Below are 23,034 nucleotides of genomic sequence, written 5' to 3'. Positions count from 1 at the left end.
TTTTTTATAACCTATTGTAAAGTATAGATATCAGTTATTCATCATGATTTCATCAGCGTGCCATTGTTGTACTCTTTGCTGCCCAACGCACAGTAGAGACTCTGATTTTACACAAGTTAAGGAGTCATGCTATGTGTTTACTTTCTTCGAATAAGTCGCTCAAAAAATTAGCCGTCTCTCAGTATATTGCCAGTGGTTTATTGGCCTTTTATAGTCAGTATTCTATTGCTGATGAAATCGCCAGCAAGGCAATTGAGAAAGCTATTTCGGCATATGGCGCTGAGGCATTGATTACAATGCCGCAGTTAAACATAAAAGAACAGCAGTTGCGCTATACCAAGGGTCAATCAGGTCACGCAGGGGAGGGCGCACATGGCATTGCGCTGCATAAGTACAATCAGCAACTAAACATCGACTTTGTTAAAAAGAACAAGGTATTTAGGCGAAGCGATCAGAACTTACTTGGTAACTATGGTTATCATACTCTGATCACCCTAGATAGGCGTTTTATCGAAGGTAAAGGCGCATACATTGATCACTGTTTGCAAACCTTTCAGCCGAGCGAACGAATACGTTGGAATTCGGTTGGACTGGACATGGAGCAAGGTGTCGATACGCTGATTGTCAAACAGATTGCAATGCTTAAAAAACATGTCAGCAGCGAGGGGGTGGCGTATATACATGGTCAGGCCCATGATGTTCTCAAGTATCAACAGGGTAATGAACTGTACACTGTGTTCATCAATACTGATTCGGGGTTGGTATCCAGAGTGGTCCGTAAAACAGGTGAACAGCCAACACGGTATGACTTTGTAGCACATACAAAAAATCGAATTGGTATTGCATGGGCGACTGAGGTTATGGTGAGTCGTGAACAGCATCCAATTGCGCATGTCACCGAGCGAAGCTTAACAATGGAGCAGCCCCTTTTTTCAGCTGAATTAATACCTGCCAACTACAAACGCCGACAGCCTGCGACATTCTTAGATTTTGAGCAACCCAGTGTTAATCAACTTGCAGACGACGTCTTTTTAGTTGGACAGGGCTGGAGCTTCACGCTATTTGTAGATATTGGCAAGTCATACGTATCAATGGGGGCGTGGCAAATGCCCGGAGATAAATTTACGTGGCGAAAACGCTTAGAAAAACTACATCAATTTACCGCAGAGCAAAAGCCGGTTTCACATTTTGTTGTCACTCACCACCATGACGACCACTTAATGGGGCTTTCAGAAGTGGTAGAGCATGGCGCTCAATTATTGATGCTCCCCCAGCATGTCGATGCAGTAAAGGCGAGCCTAAGTATACCAGTTGACTCTAGCAGGTTGACCTTAGTGCGAGATGCACTAAAGGTTGCCAATGACAAGATACAGGTGTTTGATGTGCCAAGTAGCCATGCGGATCACAATTTGGTGGTATACCTGCCTGAGCAGGAGATTCTTTTTGCAGAAGATATGTTTGGCAGCAGCTTGGCAAAGGGTTTTCACTCCCCCAATAGCTGGCCAAGTCGCGATGTATATTATCGCACCGAGACCCTAAACAAAAAGCTTCAATCTGTGAGGGTAGATGTGGCTCAATATGTATCATCACATCATGGTCGGGTGCTATCTAAAAGTGAATTTAAACAAGCTTTGACGTTAACTTGCCCAAGCGATGACGTTTTAAAACAACGACTATTCGGTAGTTAAGCGCCGCTTCGATATTTTTGTTAAAAGTGTATAAAGAGCCTTTACAAATGTTTGCCAAGGTACATTTATTGCAGCGAACAAGTGAAAGGCTTTTTATACTCATGGCCCTAAGTCACGTTTATTTGCTGATACCAATTCGCCAAACGTTGACCTATGTCGTGGGGATAATCTTCTTGAATAAAGTGGGTCCCTTTTCCCAGTTTGACCATTGTGGTATTGGGAAAGTGCTCTGAAATCCATTTAGCATCCTCACTGCGGATCAACATGCCAGGCTCTGCATAAAAACAGATTTTTGGCAGATCTGTTTTGGTCAGCCAGTCATGATAGTTTTGAACTGCCCTAGCTGTGTGCTCAGGTATCCCATTTACGGGCACATCTGCGGGGAAACGCTGGATGGCTTTACGACTTTGAATGGTTGGATAGGGTGCTTTATACTCCCTCATTTCCTCGTCCGTTAACTTGCGCTCGGTCCAATTCGGTAGCATTTGAGTGATGAAACTATTTGCCACGCCAAACATAAAATAACTGCCAAGCTTAGATTGCATCACCTTCAGCGCCAGTTTTTCTCCCAGATTTAACCTTTGATAGTCCATTGGTTTGTACATGGCCTCCATAAAAGCGATGGCCTTGATATTATCTCGGTGTAAGTTGGCGTAGTGAAAACCCAACCCCGAGCCCCAATCTTGCACAACCAATGTGATATTGGTTAAGTTCAATGCGGTTATGAATTTTTGTAAGTAGTCATAGCTGTCGCGAAAACCGTAGTCAATATTTGGCTGTTCTGATCTACCCATACCGATTAAATCAACGGCAATGGCGCGGCCATGGCTGCTCATATAAGGCATGATATTACGCCAAATATAAGATGAAGTTGGATTTCCATGAATAAATAGTATTGGGTCGCCTTTACCTTGCTCCACATAGTGGATTTTATGCCCATTCACATTGATGAACTTTGACTCAAATGGAAATTCAGTACCAATATTGCGACTATGCATTGTTATCCTCATGACAGTATAAATGGGCAATAGTGGCGTTCACTTCTTGCTTAGCTGTGTTTAATAATGGTGTGCCATGGGAAGGTAGTAGGTGTTTAAATCGCAACCGTTTAACTTGTTTAAAGTCAGCAAAACTGGGCGAATTAGCTCGTCTCCATTCAGGGCCTATGTTCGCAGGTTTTATAAAACCCGCTTTGCTTAACATAGCACTGGCTTGAGGGCTGAAATATTCGTCAGCAACGCGCCAGTTTTGTAAGCTATCTGCTGTGATGATCACGCCATCACCCTGAGTAAGTGATAGTATGCCTTCTGGCATCGGTGAGCTGTCAAAGACAAATAGTTCTATATTAGGAATGGGCAAATTCGCTTTAGTCATTAAGCTGACTTTATCATTGGGTACGACAGTTTTCATACCTGGTAAAAGCCAAAGCTTTGCATCAAAATAATCTAAGTAAAATTCATCATCTACTCCGTTCATATGACCCAAATGGTATGCACCTAATCTGACTATATGTTTTACTTCTCCAAGCGTTGAAAGTTGCTTTAATCCTTGTTCATTGAGGCGTATTGCACTGACCAAAGTTAATTGACCTTCATGACGCAAAATGATCATGTTGCGACTGATTTGTAGACCGGGGCCCATTTGTATGCTGCCTTTTACCATAAAGATATTAGGAAAAATTTGCTCAATCTCACCATGGGGCGAGGCTTCAGGATAGATATGTGGCATTGCGGTGTCTCTCTAGTTGGCGTAATCAGAAGTTTGGATTATTTGACCATGAAAGGTGCCGTTGAGCGCGTCGAGATAAGCTTTAGCTGTGTCAGATGCCGATACTGCATTTGGCATTTCAAAGCCAAGTTTTGCTAGGGACTCCTGAACGGGAGCTGGTGATACTGCATTTAAACGAATGTTTTTCGACTCAATACTCGCTGCACTGATAAAGCCTTCTAATGCAGCTGTTGCCATTGCGATGCTCGAGGAACCTGGGATTTGCTCGCGATGCGCGCGGCCCGTTGTTAGGGTGACCGAGCCGCCTTCATTTAAATACTTAACGCCAAACCGGAACACATTAACCTGACCCATTAATTTATTGTGCAGCACATTGGTGTAATCCTCATCGCGGTGTTGGTGCAAAGGTTTAAGTTGCCCGTTCCCGGCGGTGCAAATAATCGCATCAACTTTTGTGGTTTTGCTAAACATGTTTTTAATCGATTGGTGGTCATTTAAATCTACTTTAATGTCACTGTTGGAGCTGTGGTTGGCTGTGATCACCTCGTGCTGAGGTAACAGTGCGTTATGTACCGCAGAGCCAATGGTGCCAGATGCACCGATTAGTAAAACTTTCATGTGTGTACCTTTGGTTAGTGAGTTAATGGAGGGGCCAGCCTTGTTTTTCACTATACGCCTAACCAATGGTCTAAAAAAGAATAGATATTTAATCAAGATGTTCATATAATTTGAACATGATCCCATTAGAACATATTCACGTTATTTACGTGATCCACAAAGAAGGCAGCTTCAAAAAAGCCAGTGAACGACTGTTTAAAGCGCGTTCAGCCGTGTCCTATTCGGTGAAAAAAGTTGAAGAATATTACGGTATTGAAATTTTTGACCGAAACGAATACCGACCCTCTCTAACCCGTGACGGCAAACTGCTACTACAGAAAATTCAGTATTTGATGGGGCAGGTGCAGCAGTTTGATCACTTTGCCAAGCAGATGAATTCCGAAATTGAAACTGAGGTGCGCATTGGCGTTAGTTCTATCTTCCCGATGAACAGACTAATAAAACTATTAACCGTCTTGAAGTCTGAATTTCCCCATACTGTGGTCAATTTGGAAGTGGAAACTTCTTCTGGAGAAAGGTTGTTGTTGGACGATAAAGTAGACCTAGGTATTTATGGTAGTTTGCAGCAGAATGAACAAGTTGTTTATAAGCACATTGATACCTTTCGGCTACCTGTTTTAGTCTCAACCAAGTTTCCAGCAGATCTTGATTCAATATCAGTGTCTGATTTAGCTCGCTTTCCGCAAGTGGTGTTAAAAGCCAGTTATAAATCAGGCAAGAATATTGGTATTTTGGATAACGGGATACAGTGGTACGTTTCAGATCACAGTACCAAAAAAGAGCTTATTCGAAGTGGGCTCGGTTGGGGGAGAATTCCTGTTCATGAAATTGAACATGAAATATCTACAGGCCAGTTAATACCGCTACCTTGTTGTGAGGAAATGGTGGTACCAGCGTACATCGCCAAAAAGAATGATAAGGTTTTGGGACCGGTTGGAAAGAAAATATGGGACTTTTTCAGCCAAGCTTAGCTCATAAATTTATACCTTACGTGCACGTTGTTTCTTCCTTAATTAATTGTGTGAAAATGGCAATATACCAAGAAAGGTAATATTGAGAAATAACTTAAATTCAGATTCAATTTCCTATAATGCAATACTGTTGATTTTGTAATGTATTTTATCGATATTTTTAGTTGCTCCTGTTTTGTGGAATTTATATTTTCACTATATTTGCATTATATACCATATATTGTATGTTTTTCTCACGCCAATTGAGTGTGATTAATTAATAAAAGGAAATTTAAATGAAACTCAAAATATTTGCTGCAACTATTCTAGTTGGTTGCGGTTTATCAACGGCTGCTATGGCAGACGCTTCCAGTGAATTAGTAACAGCCAGCGGTAGTTCAAAATACGATTTTCGTATTGGTTTACAGGCTTTAGACGATCGTGGCCGAGACCCTGGCCGAGTTGAATATATAAAGTATCTATCAGCTGGATCAAATGTACAATCCGAGTGGGCTGTAGACAGAGATGCATATGATCCTGATGCATTGAAGTTACACCTTTCAATCCTCAATCATATTCCAAGCAATCGAGACTTCCGTATCGCTATTCAAGCTGCGGACAGAAATGGTCGCGGTGACTTTGGTTATTGGCAATATACTCCTTGGGCAAGTGAGGGAGGCGGTTGGTCTGGTATGGCATTTGACACCGACCGTCACGATCCGGATGCATTTCGTATTCGTATTGAAACTCGTACATGGCAAAGCAGCCGCTCATTGAGTGACTTCCGTATTGGCCTGAGGGTCTCGGATCGTGGTGGACGTGAAACTGGCGAGGCAACATACACGCCATGGGCGTCATATGGCGGAGGCTGGACTGGTCTAGCTACAGACAACGATGCATATGACTTCGATGGTTTTGAAGTGAATTTGGAAGTTCGTCAATAATAAGAACAATTAGGGCTATTATCACCTTGCCCATATGTTATAAAGCCCTTCGGGGCTTTAATATTAAAACTGCGCAAAGTGAAATGCTATTTATACTTAATTTTTCGTATTTTTAATTTAAACAAGATAAGATTTATCGGCTGGTTTTTATTAAAACAACATGTATTGATTGATGTTGTCATTTTTATTATCTAATTCCCTTTAAGTTTCTCCGTAGTTAAATATAATGCCACCTACAATAACTAAAGCAAAAAATACTCGGAGAGCACGTGAAATACGTTTTTTCAATTCTGTTATTACTATCTCTAATCGGCTGTGACATGTCTGATGAAGTATCTTCACTGGATACGGTAGATGACGTGGAAAAGGTTTGGGTTTTTGCCCAATTTAATGTACCTCAAGAGAATGATGAAATTGAGTCGTACTATTACTATGGCGAAATATCCAAGCGGCTTTACACATCTATTTCTGGCAACAAAATTGAGTCGGGCTTCATTTTGATGTCACAGGTAAAGTATTGGGGAAATGATGACCTGATCCATGATTACAAAAATGTCGAAAGCTCAGGTGAGATAGTGTTTCGTATAGAAGATATTGCAACGCTCAATTTATTGAATATGGCACCTACCGTAGGCAAAGGGTATGAGCAATTTGACAACGAGGAGCAGACTAACCAGACAAGTGAACCGGCCCAAAAAGAAATATCTAACCCTTAATTAAGGTGATTCTATGGCAGGTTTCTCGGTTAAGTTCATCATCAACTTGAGGAACCTACCGGTATTTTAAGTGAGTGGGTTAACAGTGTAAAAAAGGGAACCAATGAAAGTAGTTGTAGTTGAAGCGCATACTTCAGATTTTCCAGCGCCTTTTTATTTAAAACAAGGTGAACAAGTTACTATCGGGAAAATGGACGAGGAGTTTCCTAACTGGGTGTTCATTACAACACCGTCGGGTGAGCAGGGGTGGGCACCTGTTCAGTATATTGATAGATCTCAAAAAGGCTCATTGGGCACTTTACTTCAAGACTACGATAACTGTGAATTTAATACTACAGTTGGTGAAAGGTTAACAGTACTTTTTGAACTTAATGCATGGTACCGTGTTGTAAGAAAGAATCAGTCGGTTGGCTGGATCCCCGTTCATACGGTCAAAGTTGCACTTTAAGTTTAGATTGGTATCGAAGTGCGAGGTTAGGCGTTTGAAACTAGACAGCAATATAGAATTAATCATAGGAGATATCACTTCCTCTGAAGCTGATGCCATTGTCAATGCAGCTAATCCCAAAATGTTGGGTGGTGGCGGAGTTGATGGCGCAATTCACAGGGCCGCAGGCACTGGATTGCTTGATGCATGCCGAAAAGTGAAAGCTGTCAATGGTATTCGATGTCCGTTTGGTGAAGCTCGGATCACCAGTGCGGGAAATTTAAGGTCAAAATATGTGATCCACACAGCGGGACCCATATACAGAAACGAACAAAACCCGGCCAGTGTCCTCGAGTCTGCTTATCGCAGTGCATGTGAGTTGGCGATAAAAAATGATTGCCAATCGGTAGCTTTTCCTGCGATATCTTGTGGCGCATATGGTTACCCCTATGAAGAAGCTGCACAAATAGCAATTGATACCTGCCGCCAATATCCACAACTGAAAGTAGCATTTTATCTGGTTGATAAAGCGCTGGCGGACGTATTTCGAAGTATCATCTAAACCCAGAGATATGCGTATTCATGAGCCATCGAGTAGTAAAGCTGGACATTGTTTTATACTTGGATTAGAAGTTTTTGCACCGGCTCTTAAGATGTGTTTGCTGATAGGTTATTCACTAATTATGAGGGAGTGATGAATTTAAATTCCGCAAGTTTGCATTACTACATCATGAAGCACTTTGTTGAGTTTTCGACAGCACCACAGATAGAGAAGCTGTCCACTGTTTTTGGTGTTGCAAGGCAGGATGTGATTGATGCACTCAAAATGCTACAAGATGATCATGGTGTTGTATTGCATTCAGTGTCCAGTGAGGTATGGGTAATGCACCCTTTTTCAGCCGCGCCAACTAATTTTTGGATTCAATCTGGTCAACATGGCTGGTGGGGAAATTGTGCTTGGTGTTCATTGGGGGCCGCGGCACTGTTAGATCGCGACTTGACAATCACCACGACTTTGGGCAGTGAATCAAAGCAAGTGAACATCGAAATTAAAGATGGGAACATTATCAATGATAACTTATATATTCATTTTCCAATCCCAATGGAAAAAGCGTGGGACAATGTGATTTACACATGTAGCACTATGCTCATGTTTGAATCAAAATCCGATATCGAACAGTGGTGTGCGCGCCACGGATTGGTACAAGGTGATGTGCAGCCGATAAGTCATATCTGGGAGTTTTCCAAAGTGTGGTATGGTAATCACCTCAACCCTGATTGGGTAAAATGGTCAGTTGCTCAAGCGGCGGAGATATTTGAGCGGTTTAATCTTGCTGGCCCAATTTGGCATTTGCCTGTAGGCCCACAACGGTTTTAACTATTGTCGTTATAGGACAATAGAGAATACATGCAGCTGATTGGATTTTACCAATCAGCTGTTTGCAAAGTCTATTTTGAACAGATTGATGATAAAGCGATATCAACCCAAACTAATCGGTGGTCTGATGAAGCTGCTCTATCGGCAACAAGCTCAATGCCTTGTTCATCTTTTGCGGGCCAGAAAACCCCGCTATTGACCACTGCTAAATTGCTCGACGGCAACACATAATCAGCCCTCATTCCCCAGTGCGCAGTGTGTGTGGCTGCATTTGGATTTTGCGGTTTATTCAGTTGTCCGCCTCTAGATTCGGGGGCTGCATAATTGTTGACTCTCTGGTGTGTCAGCAATTGTCTTATGGCGTTTGGATGAGCGTCTCCATCTACATCACTGGCATTTAAGTCGCCCAAAATAACAAACGACTGATTGCTAATACCGCCAGTTATACCTGCGTCGTCATATATGTAGCTATTCCCTGAGTCAGAAATATAGTCTTTCCAAAGCCTAAGCTCATCGTGATTTCTTTTTCCATTTCGATCTTCCGGACCATCGAACACTGGCGGAGTAGGGTGGCTTGCTAACACGTTGAGTTGTTGATCGCATACTTTGACGGGGATATCCCAATGCGATTTAGAGGAAAGCCTCATGATGTCACTTTCTGACTTGGCGTACCAATGACTGCCGTCTTGGTTTGTAGGCATTAAGTTGTCAGGCATATCTTTCCATAAAAACTTTTGAAAAGTACGCACTTGGTTTGAGTTTATCGGATACTTTGACAGCACTACCATGCCGTATTGACCCGGATATTTCCCAAAACCATAGTGCGTTAATTTACTGTCTTTTCCAGTCAGCGGTGTTTTGACCCCCGTATTAACTGGCGCAAGGTATACGTGTGGGTAGGTTATTGGCTCAAAACCATTTTGAGAGACTTCTAAATATTGCTGCTTAAACAAGTTAATACCAAGCTCGGCGTCGGCAATATAGTCGAACTCATTTAACAATATAATGTCAGGGCGAGTTTGTTGAATGATTTGTGCGATGTTGTTGATTTGTTGCACTTCACCACTTTTCAGAGCGTTAGTCAGCACATTTCCTGATGTATCTAGCTTGTCTTCAATCTGGTAATTGGTTGCTTCCATACTCACATTGAATGTTGCGACTCTAATGGTCTTCTGCTCGTCGGGCTGTATATTGCCCGGTTGGCTTGATGTTTGTTGACAGCCTGTACCCAGCAGGGTCGCTGTCAAAATAATAGATAATAGTGATGGTTTCATTACTAACCTAGTGAAATATGTTATTGCCCATAGTCTACAGCTTTGTGAATAAAAGAGGGTTTAAAAGTATGTTAATTATTTGATTTGATAAATTGTTCAGAATATTAGTGTAACTACTTCACAATTGCCCTTTGGCTTGTTAGTTTCTTTATGGGGACAAAGGGTTTAATGGTCGATTTTGATTAAAACTTGGTTCCTTTTTTATGTGTTTTTGGTGCTATCAACAAGGAGAAAAATTGTGGTTAAACTCGAGGTAAGTTGTGGGTTAAGTGTTAAGTTACTTGATATTTCAGATGCGCAAACGCTGTTTTCTTTAGTCGAGGCAAATAGGTCTTACCTAAAAGAGTGGCTTCCTTGGCTCGATTTAACTAATTCTCACCTAGATTCAGAAGCATTTATACAATCAACACATCAACAGTATCATGATGGCCTCGGTATTATGGGCGGAATATATAGTAATAATTCGCTAGTAGGAATGTGTGGCTATCATCCGATTGATAAAATCAACCGCTGTGCCAATATCGGGTATTGGATAGCAGAAAAATCCCAAGGACAAGGCATAGCGACGAGGTGTGTTGCTTACCTTGTGGATTATGCTTTTACTGAATTGCAATTGGAGCAAGTCTCTTTGTCAATTGCGGAGCATAATTATAAAAGTCAGGCAATTGCGACACGCTTAGGGTTGGGCCGCAAAGATATCAAACGAGATGCAGAGTATTTGTACGACCATTTTGTGAACCATATTTGCTATTCAGTGAGCCGTACCAATTGGCTGGATCGCAAGGTAATCGATTAAAAAACCGAGCAAATGGGATAAGTTTTTCTGTGTAAAGTAATTTAAGGTTACACTTGGCTTTTTAATATTGGACACTGTTATGTCAAAAATTACACAGCAGCAAATTGGCAACGTGGCCCTCGTTGTTGATAACTACGATGATGCTATTGATTTTTATACGCAAAAACTACAATTTACGCTGGTAGAAGATACAGACTTAGGGGGAGGGAAGCGCTGGGTGCAAATATCGCCTCCTAACTCGAATGGCACTAATTTACTCTTAGCCCAAGCAAGCTCTGATGAGCAAAAGTTGGCGGTGGGCAATCAAAGTGGCGGGCGTGTTTTTTTGTTTTTACACACCAACGACTTTTGGCGTGATTATGAGTTGATGAAAACAAATGGTGTTTTATTTAATGAAGAGCCGCGTGTGGAAGAGTACGGTACCGTGGTTGTTTTCCAAGATTTATACGGAAATAAATGGGATTTATTGCAATTGAATCAAAGCTAAATTTACGCAATAAAGATGAAGATGTAATGGCTATTCTGGTTACCAATAGGCCCGCATAGCCAATATCGCTGTCTATTTATAAAGGGGGGCTTAAGGGAGTATATCAGCCATTAAATAAATAGGTGCATTCACATTCAAGCTAAAAATCCGTTATTTATAAATTGAGCTTTAGCAAATTCAATGCTAGCATCAAAAAGAATTTAAACTTATCGTTCAACTAATGCGTAAACTTACTCTCATATTTATCATGTTTTGCGTTCTGAGTACTCAGGTATTCGGAAGCGTTGTGCATGAAGGAGAGCATAAGTCATTAGGAGATGAGCATAGTCTACTCCATGAAATTGGCCAACCACACAGTCATGAGCATGAAGACGACGGTGAATTTACCCTATCATTCACAAAAGAAGCTGTAGAGCACATTAACCAAGATCTGGAATGCTGTGTTACTGCTATTGTTGAAGTTTCTCAAACTACAGAACCTGAAATTAAACCAACTGGCCCGATTGCCTCGTTAGATGCCAATTGGTCTTCCCCTTTTATAAAACATACAACACCGCCCCCTAAGGTTTAATCCAAAATTACATTGTTACGGTCAGTGCATATTAGCTCTGGCTGGTTTTGTCGTTTATTGGATTTATTATGTTTTTAAAAATATTTTTGCTGCAAAATTGGCAGCGGACAGCGTATAGATTGCTATTTGCTGTGTTTTCATCGCTATTTTTTCTATCTGGTGCTTATGCTTCACCGGGAGCCCACGGTCCAAATGGAGAGCACTTGGATACCACAAAGCAAGTTTCGGTTTCCAACAAACCTAAGTTTGAAAGTTTCACCGAAACGTTTGAGCTTGCTGGGGAACTATCTGAGAACCAGCTGCTCATTTACCTTCATGATTTTAAATCAAATGCACCAATATCGGGGGCGTCGATAGAAATAGAACTTGGCGACCTAAGCGCCAGCGCCACGTATTCTGCGCAAATGAAAGCCTACACCCTAAGCAACGAGGCAATCGTCGCTTTACTGAATCAGCGCGGAACACATGAAATAGTGCTGACAATCATGACAGAAGATCTTGGTGATCTTTTGGTTGCATACCTTGAAAACGAAGCGCCTCAATTGGTGAAAGAAAATCACAACACAGCTCATCACCATGAAACGCCTTGGTGGGGTATTGCTATTGGGTTAATGGTGTTTGTCATCGGTTTTTGGATTGGTCGTCAATTTAAGGAGCGTAAATAATGAAACTAAAACACGCTTTATTGTGCGCATTTTTCTTGCAAGCTGGACATGTAATGGCTTCACCCGGTGCCCATGGCCCTAATGGCGAACACCTAGATCAGAAAGCTAATCGCGCAGAAGGTGGGCTTGGCCGACAATCAGATGGTTCAGTCATTATGCCAATGAAACATCAGGCTCTGCTCAATATTAGAACCCACTTTGCAACAGAATCTATGGCGGCCAAACACGTTCGTTTAGATGCGATTGTAAAGCCTCACCCAGCTGGTTATGCCAAAATTCAATCTAGCCGTGATGGTCGTTTGGATGCACCAGAAGCGGGGGTTTTGCCAAGTGGCAGCAAAGTAGTCGCAGGTGATGTGTTGGGGCTCATTCGATATCAAGATACCGATTACGAGCTTGCCAGCCAAACTAGTGAGTTAATCGCGATTCGAAATCGCATAGAGCAAACCAAGCGTGACGTGAGCCGTTTAAAGAAACTGGGTGAGCTGGCATCTAAACAAGCTTTAGAGCAACTAGAAACCGAGTTATTGAGCTTAAAGCAACAGGCACAAGCATTGCAAAAAGGCCTCGAAAAACCTGAAGTATTGATTTCACCTGTTTCAGGCGTCTTGATCAACCACGCAGTCTCTCGCGGGCAATGGGTGGAAGCGGGACAAACTCTGTTTGAAGTAATCTCACCTGAGCAGCTCATTGTTGAGGCGAGCACTAATGACAGTCATCTACCTGCGAAGTTAACAACCGCTAAGGCAATAACGCAGCCATCACTTAACTTTAATTATATTGGTCACACCCCTCTGCGTGTAAACGGGCTGATCCATGTTAACTTTGAACTTGAAAAAACTATTGAAGCTCCGGCGCTGTTGGTTAACCAACGAATTACGATTCAAGCTCCTATAAATGAGCAACAGCGTGGCATAGTGCTACCTGCTGATGCCATTGTTCGCAGTCAAAACAACTTGCCTCAAGTGTGGATCAAACTCTCGGCTGAACGGTTTTTGCCTCAACTGGTTAAATATGAAAATTTGCAGCCGGGTTTTGTGTTGGTAACTCAAGGATTAGGTGCAGACAACCGGGTAGTGGTAACCGGTGCGTCGCTACTTAACCAAGTGAGGTGAGCCAATCATGTTTAATGTCTTAGTGAGAACTAGCTTAAAGCACCGACTGGTGGTTTTGCTTATCGCTTTTGTGATGATGGCTTATGGGGTCATACAAGGGCAAAAGCTGCCTGTCGATGTCTTTCCCAACCTGAACAAACCGGTTGTTACCGTGTTGACTGAAGCTGGAGGAATGGCACCTGAAGAAGTTGAGCAACTGGTTACATTCCCTTTGGAAAACTTACTCAATGGTGTCACAGGGGTTACGCGTATTCGCTCTACTTCAGGGATCGGGTTATCCATCATTTATGTCGAATTTGAGTGGGATACGGATATCTATCGAAATAGGCAATTGGTCTCGGAACGACTGGATTTGGCATCGGAACAACTTCCTAACGGGATCAATTCAGTTATGGGACCCGTATCGTCTATCATGGGAGAAGTGATGTTAATTGCTTTACCCATTAACGATCCCGGCAGTATAAACGCAATGGCGGCGCGAGAATATGCTGATTTCGTATTGCGGCCAAGACTATTGTCGATCCCCGGTATTTCTCAAGTCATCCCCATTGGAGGGCAAGTTCGTCAGCTTAGAGTTGCACCAGACACCGTGAGAATGCGCCAATTTAATATCGATGTAGATACCCTCCAAGGTGCACTGGAAGACTTTGCAGCGAATTTTGGCGGCGGTTTTATCGACTTGAATAATCAGGAGTACTTGATCCGACATCAAGGGCGAACTCTCGATGAAAGTCACCTACAAAACCTGGCAGTTGGGTGGCAAGCAGGGCGTCCAATTGTGCTTTCACAAGTGGCAACGGTCAGTTACGCGGAAGCCGAAAAGCGAGGAGATGGCGGCTTCAATGGCAAACCCGCCGTGATCGTCAATATTCAAAAGCAGCCTAGTGCTGATACTGTGCAGCTGACAACACAAATTGAATCAGCACTTGCGGAGCTAAACTCAGGATTACCTGCTGGTTTGGCTGCGCCACAAGTACTCTTTAGGCAAGCGGACTTTATCCAATCCTCAATTGATAACGTCACCGAAGCCCTGCGAGATGGTGCCATTATGGTGACCATCATCTTGTTTCTATTTTTACTCTCGGTAAAAACCACGGCCATATCGCTGCTTGCTATCCCATTGTCGTTGGCTTTAACAGTCCTTGTATTTCAGTGGATGGGGCAAAGCATTAATGTGATGACTTTGGGAGGGCTTGCGATTGCAATTGGTGAACTGGTGGATGACTCTGTTGTGGATGTGGAGAATATTCTCAGGCGTTTAAAGTTAAATGCACAATCACAAGAACCAAAGCCTATTTTTAATGTGGTTTGGCAAGCGAGTGTTGAGGTGCGTTCGGGTATTGTATATGCAACCGCGATAGTGATTTTGGTATTTCTTCCTCTATTTGCCCTACCGGGCATAGAGGGGCGGTTATTCTCCCCGCTTGGTTTAGCGTATATCGTTGCGATTCTCGGGTCATTACTGGTGTCAATGACAGTTACGCCAGTACTTTGCTACTACTTGCTGCCAAAATCCAAAGTGATCCACCAAGGAGATAGCTGGTTAGTGACGCAGCTGAAATATATGCAAAGCTTATGGATAGAGTGGGCGCTACCTAAGTCAACCCAGCTCATTGCCATAGCGGGCTTAGTAGCAGTAATATCAGCTGCCAGTATTACTCAGTTTCCACGCGCTTTTTTACCTAAATTTAATGAAGGGTCATTGGTGCTTGGTGTTATTTTTGAACCGGGTACTTCGCTCGAAGAATCAAACAAGATGGGACATTTGGCAGAGTCTATTTTGTTATCAGTACCCGAAGTTACACAAGTAGGTCGGCGTACAGGTCGGGCTGAGTTAGATGAGCATGCGGAAGGTGTACATTCTTCGGAAATTGATGTCGATCTTATTTCATCTGCGCGTAGCCGCGAAGAAGTACTGGCAGAAATTCGCGAGAAATTATCTGTATTGCCAGGGCAAGTTGCAATAGGTCAACCGATCTCGCACCGACTCGATCATTTACTATCAGGTGTTAGGGCACAACTGGCGATAAAGCTTTTTGGCGATGATTTAGAAGCTTTGCGAATTAGTGCGCAGGCTTTAAGCAAGAAGCTAGAATCAATCCCCGGCTTAGTGGACATTAATATTGAAAAACAAGTATTAATTCCTCAGCTTAGTGTGCGTATAAAGTATGAAGAATTGGCAAAGTATGGACTGACACCCGGGGCAGCACTGCGTCAGCTAAGTGTTTTAACCGAAGGCACGCACGTTACAGACGTGATTGATGGGGTAAAACGTTTTGCTTTGGTATTGCGCTTAGATGATTCAGGTCGAACACCACAAGCGCTTGCGAACACTCTAATTGACTCGCCTGCGGGAGCCATTCCCATATCCTATATTGCTGATATTCAATTGCTTGATGGGCCCAACCAAGTGCTTAGAGAAAATGGCCGTCGTCGCCTTGTGCTCTACGCTAATAGTGAAAACGTGGATGTAAAAGCGCTAATGGTTGCTATACGTGAAGTTGTCGAAAATCATGCATTACCAGATGATAGTTTTGCGAGTTTAGAAGGGCAATTTTTGGCCCAAGAACAAGCAATGCGGCTGCTCATCGGTCTGTCAGCGTTGTCGTTTGTGCTGATTTTTTTAGTCTTGTATTTACGTTATCAGTCTTGGGCTTTTGCAGCCATTATCATGTGTAGTCTGCCTATGGCATTAATTGGTGCAGTAACAGCCATGTGGCTTACCTCTACGTCACTGTCGGTTGCGTCTGTGGTGGGCTTTATAACACTGACTGGCATTGCGGCACGTAATGGCATTTTAAAAATAAGCCATTACCTTAATTTAATTCGGTTTGAAGGAGAGTCATTTGATAAGGCACTGATTGTAAGAGGAGCAAAAGAACGTTTGTCTCCTGTCTTAATGACTTCCATGGTCACGGCATTTGCTCTAATTCCACTGTTGTGGGCGGCGGATCAACCGGGGAAGGAAATACTTCACCCAGTAGCCATTGTGATTTTTTCTGGGCTGATAAGCTCGACCTTGTTGGATACTTTACTGACCCCTTTGCTGTATTGGAAGTTTGGTAAAAAACCCACAAAAGCGTGGCTTAGAAACAATTCAAACGAGTTGGTTTAAACAGGTTTGTGCAGCAACACCTATATAACCACCAAGTTTGCTGCTTTTAATTATTAATAAAACTATGAGAACTAAAATATGAAAACATCAATCATAATCGTTATTTTGCTTGCATTAAAAACCCTTGTTTTTGCACCATCGGTCAGCGCACACGGGAGTACTCAGCCACTTCACGGGGGCGTAGTTAAAGTAGAGCATGAAATGGTCTTTGAACTAGTCCGTGAGGAAGCGGGCACAAGTCTGTACTTGCGCGATCACGGTAAGCCTTACCCTACAGCTAAGGTAACCGGATCGGTAACAGTGCTTGCTGGTGGCAAAAAATCTGACGCCACATTAACTTCAGCTGGAGACAATAAGTTGACAGCGGCGGTAAGTATTCCTGATGGGGCTAAAGTTCTGGTAAAAGTAAAAGAAGCTGGGCACCATTCTGTGACGGTGCGTTTTACTTTTTAAGTAAATAGGATTGGAATACCTAGAAGCTTCTTCTAGGTATTCCAAAACCATGTGGTGCACTAAAAACGGTTTTTTGTTTAAAACTTGTTCTACCTCAAATTAACTATCAATAAACACCACTTCTGTAACTTTCTGATTAATAACACAGTCTACGAAACGTATTCTATATGGGGCCACATTTTGTATCGCCGTTGAACTGGCGACTGGGTTTTTGGCAACGCATAGTGTAACAGCGTATTGGAGTGGCGGCGCAAAGGTAGTCAGACAGCTTCGGTATGCTGAGTTATTTTTTATCTAGATTTGAGTAAATTAATATGGATATACGCCTTTTCTCTCCTTATTTCCTTGGTTCTTATGGTGAAAATAATCATGAATTTGAGGATGTTTTTTTAGAATTTTTCCGTGATCATGTTTATTGGCGGCGAAGCTTTCACCCAGAAGATTTGCCGCCGGTTTCTATTCTTGAAAAGCAATCTTCTCACTACCTTGAAACCATGGCTAAAACTAAACAGGAGCTGCATAAACTCAGTGCCGATCTAAAACAGTCAGTGCCATTTTCAAACCCTCGTTATATCGGTCATATGGCATCTGATGTTTTGTTACCAGGTATGTTGGGGCAATTTATCACAGCCTTATATAACCCAAACAATGTAACCGAAGAAGCCGCGCCCGTTACAGTTAAAATGGAGCTTGAAGTTGGTAATAACCTAGCAGCCATGTTTGGCTATAATTTAGACCATCGCAATGGCCCGGTTGCATGGGGACATCTGACCTCGGGTGGCACTGTGGCCAATTATCAGAGCCTTTGGATGTTTCGCTCTGTTAAGTATTATCCGCTTGCCGTAAAACGCTGTGGCGAGCTGGCTGATATTGACTTTGTTGATGGAAAAGGTCGCTCATTGCATCATATGTCAACATGGGATTTGATGAACCTCTCAATAGATGAAGTGATACAAGTACGCGTTAACTGTTTGAACCAACTCAAAGCGATGGGGGATGACAAGTACGATGAACTGATCCAACTACTGAGAGAGCAGCGCATTGAACATCAAGGACATATCGACTTCTTTGAGCAGCATAAAGAGTTAAAACAACCTGTTGTGTTAGTTCCTGCTACAGCCCATTACTCTTGGGTAAAAGCAATGAAAATTCTGGGGATCGGCAGTAAAAATTTATGGCATGTACCAACTGACGATAAAATGCGACTTGATCCTGAAGCGCTGAGATTACTGTTACTCAAAGCAAAGTCTGAAAATCGAACGGTATTAGCAGTAATAGGTGTCTTGGGAACAACAGAATTCGGCACAGTAGATCCGATTTCCGATATTGTTACCTTACGTGAGCAGATGATCCGTGATGAGTCGCTTAATTATTACATTCATATAGACGCTGCATGGGGTGGGTATTTATCCTCTGTTTTTAGAAATGAAGACAACAATCTGCGTTCACATGATGAAGTAAAAGCCGGATTTGAACATTTTCCATCAGTCAAAGTGTACGATGCTTTTGCGGCACTCAAAGATACAGATTCAATTACCGTTGATCCACATAAGCTAGGTTATATGCCTTATGGTAGTGGTGCATTTATTGCCAGAAATAAGAATATGTGTGGATTTGTTGTGCAAGAGGCCGCTTATGTATTTGATAAAAAGAACCGCTTTGTTGAGCCTGAGCCAAAGCTAAACCAGCTTGGACAGTACATAATGGAAGGCTCTAAACCAGGAGCGGCCGCAGCTGCGAGTTATGTCGCGCAAAACGTTTTGCCATTAAATGCTGAGCAGTTTGGCAAATTACCCGCCAGCACAATTCGGACTACCGAATTGTTTTACCATAAAATATCTACATTGAGTGATAAGCTAAAGGGCAAGGCAACGCTCATCACACCGATGGAGCCTGACACGAATCTGATTTGTTTGGCGATAAACCCAGCTGGAAATGCCAGTACTCGGGTTCTAAATGATTTTACCCGCAAGGTATTCGAGCATATAAAAATTGAGAAAACGACTCCCTTGTTTAACAAGGAGTTTATTGGTTCATATACCTCTATTTTCAGGAAAAATATCGATGACTCAGTTGCACAAAGTTTGTGTAGTAAATTGGGGTTAGACTCAGGCTCTTTTGTAACTGATATTGAAAAGGCTGAATATCAAGACAACGCGTTGTTTGTATTGCGTCATACACTAATGAATCCTTGGTTGTCAGATGATAAAAATGGTGAAACCTATTTAGATATGTATCTAAATTATCTGGAGGAAACAATTGTAAGTTTGATTGAGCAGTAAATAAGATTGGCCTTTGTCGGACTGTGGTCTTTTACCCAAACAAGGGCACAGCCCTAAAAAATGTGCGTTTGACACGCTTATATGGGGGTTATCTGTTTTTCGCTCTTGGTATTTCAAGAGTGTATAAATTGATTGGTGTACCCAGTTTTATATTTTTCATAAGGAGAAAAAATGAAAAAAGTATGTTTTGGAGTATTACTATTAATTTTGTCTGGTCATGTTTTTGCAAAAAACATAGCGTACTTGTGTGCTGATCCAGACTTCAAAAAAGGGCATGAGTACAGAGAAGTTGCCTTAAAAAAACTGATTGCTGATAGAAGTGTTGATGCGATACAAATTTGCTGGGCACAAATCGGTCTAACAGAACCGCTTTGGATCAATAGACCCTTAGAGATCATGGGGGTAGGTGAAAACACACGCATATATGCCAAAACTAAATTTGCAGATAATGCGGCGATGATTAAATTCACACACAATGCCGGTGGCAGCAAAGTTTACAATATGCTTATTGATGGTAGGTCGCGGGCAGCGAAAGGAATTGAAGCCATTGGCTTAAATGGTTTTACGGTGGAGAGGGCCTCTATTCGAAACTTCTTAGGCACAAACTTTAAAAACGGATCTGTTGGGCATTACACGGAGATTTACCCAGCACGTGCGATCCAAATCAAAAATAGCGGGAATATTGATATTCTATTCAATACCATAGAAAACATTGGAGGATATGATACAAGCGCTGATAAGTATTTCAATGGCACGAGTTTGGTTGGAAAAATTCATTTGGCACATAGAGGGATTGTGATTTACGGTTCTTTCATAGGATCAGTCAATGTAACTGGCAATACCATTAATAATGTATTTGGTTATTTAGATGCTGATGCGATTCATTTACAGGATATACATTGCAACACGGCTTGTTATCCCGGCGTTGTGAGCAACAATACGATTAACAACTTTGGAAAAAGAGCCATAAAAATCCAAACAGGAAATACTACCGTTAATCGTAACAAGATTACTTCGAGTGGGTTGAGTGACTCTGTAAACAATAAAACAATTGGTACAACTGGGGCAGCGATATCTTCATATTGTCTTATTTACCCTTGCGAAGGGAATGTTATTTCTAACAATACCATTGATTTGCAAAGAGCCTTTAGAGGGATACAGGCGAGAGGTCCTCATTTTATAGGCAATAATCAAGTAACGATCCGCAGTAGCCACAAAACTGGTAGAGGTCACCCGACCTACGAGTTTTCGATGCAGCTATATGGTGGCATGACGCATTTTGCATCTAACCGTATTGTTGGAAGTGCAAAGAATCCGCACTTCGGTACGACGAACTACGCCGATGGTTATTGTGTGAAAAGTGTACCGCTAACCGACATCGGGGATATTAAATACGACTGTGATGCTCGCTTACCTGCTTCGGTAATTATTAGGTAGTTACTCATACCGCTCATTGTGAGCCTCTTTGGGGCTCACACCTGTGGAGTATCATTTTCAAATTTGTATGTGCTCCATGTTTATTAATAGGCGCAACAAGCATTTTTTTACGATAGCCTTAAGGGCATACTACTAGACTTATCCATTCACTTTTGATTAAATTTCCGGCTTGGTTATGCGTTGGTTGTGATTGCGGAGAAAGCTGTGCATCTATTCATATTGCTTATATTAATTGCGAGTATCTATTTATACATTGTCTATCTAAATAGGTCTAACAAGCCAACCGATGATAGAAGTGTTACTGAACTTTTTAGCATCGAACCAGGTAGTGTTGATGTCGTGAAAATCGATAAAGTATTTATTACAGATCCTCAAGCTGAGTACATTTATCACGCAGAAATTGATACCAATGCTGTTAATCGAGATGGGATTGGTGAGTTGTACAAGGCGCGTTATTTCGCCCAAGTCAGTGTGAGTTTTGAAGACGACTTTCGAGAGGTTGCTTTGCACAGGCTGGAATACAACCAAGAAAATGAGTTCTACGCAGAAGATGAATCTGTGTTAAAAAGCTTCTACCCATTGAGCCCAAGCGCATTGATTGAACAAGCGGCTAGTTCTGGGCCTTGGTTGTTATATGTTGATGATGATTGGTTTATTGAGCTACATATCAATTTGGACGTAAATAACGTTTACTTTATATATACTGAAATTAATGGTGAACGATGCACGTCAATCAAAGTGTGGGCTGAAGGGGACTTTTTAACGATTGGCGATATGCACAGCAAGCTAAATCAGCTGATCCGTAAATACGAAGATATGCCATACCAGCATTTCAAAGGTGCAGTGCGTGTGTAAAGTTCAACCTACAAATTAGCGTGTTCACCCGCCTCTAAATTCATTTTTATTGCTCAAATAATATTCGTTTAGGCCGATAACCTATGCGCATGGATGGGCTTGGAGGAGCTATGAAAATTGAAAATGCACAAATCGAAATGGCCAATAAACATGAAGGTCGGCTTCATGTTGTTGAAAAGCGGACAGATATATCTCAGCCTGTAGAGGCACGAGCACAAATGGCAGAAGAGAAAGTTCAGTTGTATCAAACTGAGGCTGAGAAAGCGGATATTGATATAAACAGTGATGCCAAGATGTATATCCTTAAGTTGTTGGTTCAAAAGTTAACTGGCGAAGAGGTCGATTGGTATGACGATACTATTGGAAAAGATATTGCTGATTCAGAAGCGAATATAAACGGCGTAGAAAATGTAGCAGAGCAGGCCGAGCAGCCAACCCACGTTATTGTTGAGCGCTTAACTCATGAACAGCAATCTAATAGCTTTAAAGCTGGCGGGCAAATCCAACTTGAAAGCGGTGAACAGATCACCTTTGCATTTAAGTCTGTTTTCGCGCAATCACACACTAGTTATCAACGCACAATTGAAGACGTTAATATGAAAGACCCGCTAATTATCAGTTTTACAAACAAGGCAGTAGAACTTGATAAAGAGCATATGAACTTTGATATTGACGCTGACGGGAAAGCGGACAGTGTGGCCCATTTAAAAAAAGGCTATGGATTTTTGGCACTTGATTTAAATGACAACAATAAAATCGACGATGGTAAAGAGCTGTTTGGTGCTTTGAGCGGTAACGGTTTTGCCGACCTAGCGAAGTATGACGAGGATGGTAATGGCTTTATTGATGAAAATGACGCAGTATTTGAAAGCTTAAAAGTTTGGGTGAAAAACAAAAGTGAAGATAAGCTTGTGTCTTTGTCTGAGGCGAATATTGGGGCTATTGCACTGCAAAATGTCGATACGCCACTCAATATCAGAGAGGAAGGCGAGTTAAAAGGTGTCATTCGTAAGTCAGGCTTTTATCTGGATGAGCAGGGTAAGCCAAAGTTAGTACAGCAGATAGACTACGTTGTTTAATGTTTAATGTTTAATGTTTAATGTTTTTTTGGGGAACCACGACTAGGTATACAAGTATTGAAGACAGGGTGCAACCTTAAACGTTAATACGTCACCCTGAACCTAAACCCGTCACCCTGAACTTGTTTCAGGGTCCACAACATTCATCACAAAACATGGATTGCGGGGCAAGCCCACAATGACGAATAGGCAGGGATGTGCATAGTTAGTCTGAACTTAAACTCGTGATCCTGAATCCAAACCCGTAGCCCTGAACCTAAACTCGTCACCCTGAACTTGTTTCAGGGCCCACAGCATTCATTACTAAACATGGATTACGGGGCAAGCCCACAATGACGGATAGGCAGGGGTGTGTATAGTTACTCTGAACTTAAACTCGTGACCTTGAAGCCTAAACCCGTGATCCTGAACCTAAACTCGTCACCCTGAACTTGCTTCCAATGCTGTTCGTTTAAG

At 42.1% G+C, this 23,034-nt stretch carries 22 protein-coding genes; 18 read left to right on the top strand and 4 right to left on the bottom strand.

The window, feature by feature from the left end; translation table 11 throughout:
* Positions 1-131 precede the first annotated feature (131 nt).
* The gene (locus N483_RS09500) at positions 132-1,688 is read left to right on the top strand and encodes a Zn-dependent hydrolase (protein WP_023401012.1); all 1,557 of its coding nucleotides are present in this window, start codon (positions 132-134) and stop codon (positions 1,686-1,688) included.
* 107 nt (positions 1,689-1,795) lie between these two features.
* On the opposite strand, the gene N483_RS09495 is transcribed toward N483_RS09500, so the two are convergent.
* From N483_RS09495 to N483_RS09485, 3 genes are read right to left on the bottom strand one after another with little or no spacing between them, the layout of a single operon-like run.
* A complete protein-coding gene (locus N483_RS09495; protein ID WP_023401011.1) occupies positions 1,796-2,686 on the bottom strand; it encodes a haloalkane dehalogenase in 891 nt (296 codons plus the stop codon).
* On the bottom strand, positions 2,679-3,416 hold the full coding sequence (locus tag N483_RS09490; protein ID WP_023401010.1) for a hypothetical protein: 738 nt from the start codon (positions 3,414-3,416) through the stop codon (positions 2,679-2,681). The genes N483_RS09495 and N483_RS09490 overlap by 8 nt, the downstream gene beginning before the upstream one ends.
* A 12-nt stretch (positions 3,417-3,428) precedes the next feature.
* Entirely contained in the window at positions 3,429-4,034 is a 606-nt protein-coding gene (locus N483_RS09485; protein WP_023401009.1) for a short chain dehydrogenase, read from the bottom strand.
* A 116-nt stretch (positions 4,035-4,150) separates the two neighbouring features.
* Between N483_RS09485 and N483_RS09480 the strand changes: the two genes are divergently transcribed.
* From N483_RS09480 to N483_RS09455, 6 genes are all read left to right on the top strand, one after another.
* Positions 4,151-5,005 carry a LysR family transcriptional regulator gene (locus N483_RS09480; protein WP_023401008.1) on the top strand — a complete coding sequence of 285 codons (855 nt, stop codon included), beginning with the start codon at positions 4,151-4,153 and terminating at the stop codon, positions 5,003-5,005.
* Positions 5,006-5,280: 275 nt separating this feature from the next.
* Complete coding sequence (locus tag N483_RS09475) at positions 5,281-5,928, top strand: hypothetical protein (protein WP_023401007.1); 648 nt, start codon at positions 5,281-5,283, stop codon at positions 5,926-5,928.
* Between the two features lie 269 nt (positions 5,929-6,197).
* Positions 6,198-6,644 (top strand): hypothetical protein, encoded by a 447-nt coding sequence (locus N483_RS09470; protein WP_023401006.1) that lies wholly within the window; start codon positions 6,198-6,200, stop codon positions 6,642-6,644.
* Between the two features lie 103 nt (positions 6,645-6,747).
* Positions 6,748-7,092, top strand: a complete 345-nt coding sequence (locus N483_RS09465) for a hypothetical protein (protein ID WP_023401005.1) — start codon at positions 6,748-6,750, stop codon at positions 7,090-7,092.
* 34 nt (positions 7,093-7,126) lie between these two features.
* Positions 7,127-7,633, top strand: a complete 507-nt coding sequence (locus tag N483_RS09460; protein ID WP_023401004.1) for a macro domain-containing protein — start codon at positions 7,127-7,129, stop codon at positions 7,631-7,633.
* A gap of 132 nt (positions 7,634-7,765) precedes the next feature.
* Complete coding sequence (locus tag N483_RS09455; protein WP_023401003.1) at positions 7,766-8,449, top strand: alkylmercury lyase family protein; 684 nt, start codon at positions 7,766-7,768, stop codon at positions 8,447-8,449.
* Positions 8,450-8,520: 71 nt separating this feature from the next.
* Here N483_RS09455 and N483_RS09450 read toward each other — a convergent pair whose 3' ends face one another.
* A complete protein-coding gene (locus N483_RS09450) occupies positions 8,521-9,723 on the bottom strand; it encodes an endonuclease/exonuclease/phosphatase family protein (protein ID WP_023401002.1) in 1,203 nt (400 codons plus the stop codon).
* A 238-nt stretch (positions 9,724-9,961) separates the two neighbouring features.
* On the opposite strand from N483_RS09450, the gene N483_RS09445 reads away from it, so the two are divergent.
* The 11 genes from N483_RS09445 (at position 9,962) to N483_RS09395 (ending at position 22,578) form a co-directional block, all read left to right on the top strand.
* On the top strand, positions 9,962-10,519 hold the full coding sequence (locus tag N483_RS09445; protein WP_023401001.1) for a GNAT family N-acetyltransferase: 558 nt from the start codon (positions 9,962-9,964) through the stop codon (positions 10,517-10,519).
* Positions 10,520-10,598: 79 nt separating this feature from the next.
* Positions 10,599-11,006, top strand: coding sequence for a VOC family protein (locus N483_RS09440; RefSeq protein WP_023401000.1), 408 nt, complete (start codon positions 10,599-10,601; stop codon positions 11,004-11,006).
* A 286-nt stretch (positions 11,007-11,292) separates the two neighbouring features.
* A complete protein-coding gene (locus N483_RS09435; RefSeq protein ID WP_231105437.1) occupies positions 11,293-11,577 on the top strand; it encodes a hypothetical protein in 285 nt (94 codons plus the stop codon).
* A 68-nt stretch (positions 11,578-11,645) separates the two neighbouring features.
* On the top strand, positions 11,646-12,242 hold the full coding sequence (locus N483_RS09430) for a hypothetical protein (protein ID WP_023400998.1): 597 nt from the start codon (positions 11,646-11,648) through the stop codon (positions 12,240-12,242).
* Positions 12,242-13,357, top strand: coding sequence for an efflux RND transporter periplasmic adaptor subunit (locus N483_RS09425; RefSeq protein ID WP_023400997.1), 1,116 nt, complete (start codon positions 12,242-12,244; stop codon positions 13,355-13,357). The genes N483_RS09430 and N483_RS09425 overlap by 1 nt, the downstream gene beginning before the upstream one ends.
* 7 nt (positions 13,358-13,364) lie before the next feature.
* Positions 13,365-16,472: an efflux RND transporter permease subunit gene (locus tag N483_RS09420; RefSeq protein WP_023400996.1), complete on the top strand. Its 3,108-nt coding sequence runs from the start codon at positions 13,365-13,367 to the stop codon at positions 16,470-16,472.
* 78 nt (positions 16,473-16,550) lie between these two features.
* On the top strand, positions 16,551-16,925 hold the full coding sequence (locus N483_RS09415; RefSeq protein WP_023400995.1) for a hypothetical protein: 375 nt from the start codon (positions 16,551-16,553) through the stop codon (positions 16,923-16,925).
* A gap of 314 nt (positions 16,926-17,239) precedes the next feature.
* Positions 17,240-19,207, top strand: a complete 1,968-nt coding sequence (locus tag N483_RS09410) for a pyridoxal phosphate-dependent decarboxylase family protein (RefSeq protein WP_023400994.1) — start codon at positions 17,240-17,242, stop codon at positions 19,205-19,207.
* Positions 19,208-19,378: 171 nt separating this feature from the next.
* Positions 19,379-20,644 (top strand): hypothetical protein, encoded by a 1,266-nt coding sequence (locus N483_RS09405; RefSeq protein ID WP_023400993.1) that lies wholly within the window; start codon positions 19,379-19,381, stop codon positions 20,642-20,644.
* A 204-nt stretch (positions 20,645-20,848) separates the two neighbouring features.
* Complete coding sequence (locus N483_RS09400) at positions 20,849-21,499, top strand: hypothetical protein (protein WP_023400992.1); 651 nt, start codon at positions 20,849-20,851, stop codon at positions 21,497-21,499.
* Positions 21,500-21,609: 110 nt separating this feature from the next.
* A complete protein-coding gene (locus N483_RS09395; protein WP_036976974.1) occupies positions 21,610-22,578 on the top strand; it encodes a hypothetical protein in 969 nt (322 codons plus the stop codon).
* Positions 22,579-23,034 lie beyond the last annotated feature (456 nt).

Origin of the sequence: Pseudoalteromonas luteoviolacea NCIMB 1944, from assembly GCF_001625565.1 — a bacterium.
Lineage (GTDB): Bacteria > Pseudomonadota > Gammaproteobacteria > Enterobacterales > Alteromonadaceae > Pseudoalteromonas > Pseudoalteromonas luteoviolacea_F.
Note: the sequence above shows the minus strand (reverse complement) of the source record. Positions and strands in the feature narration are given on the sequence as shown.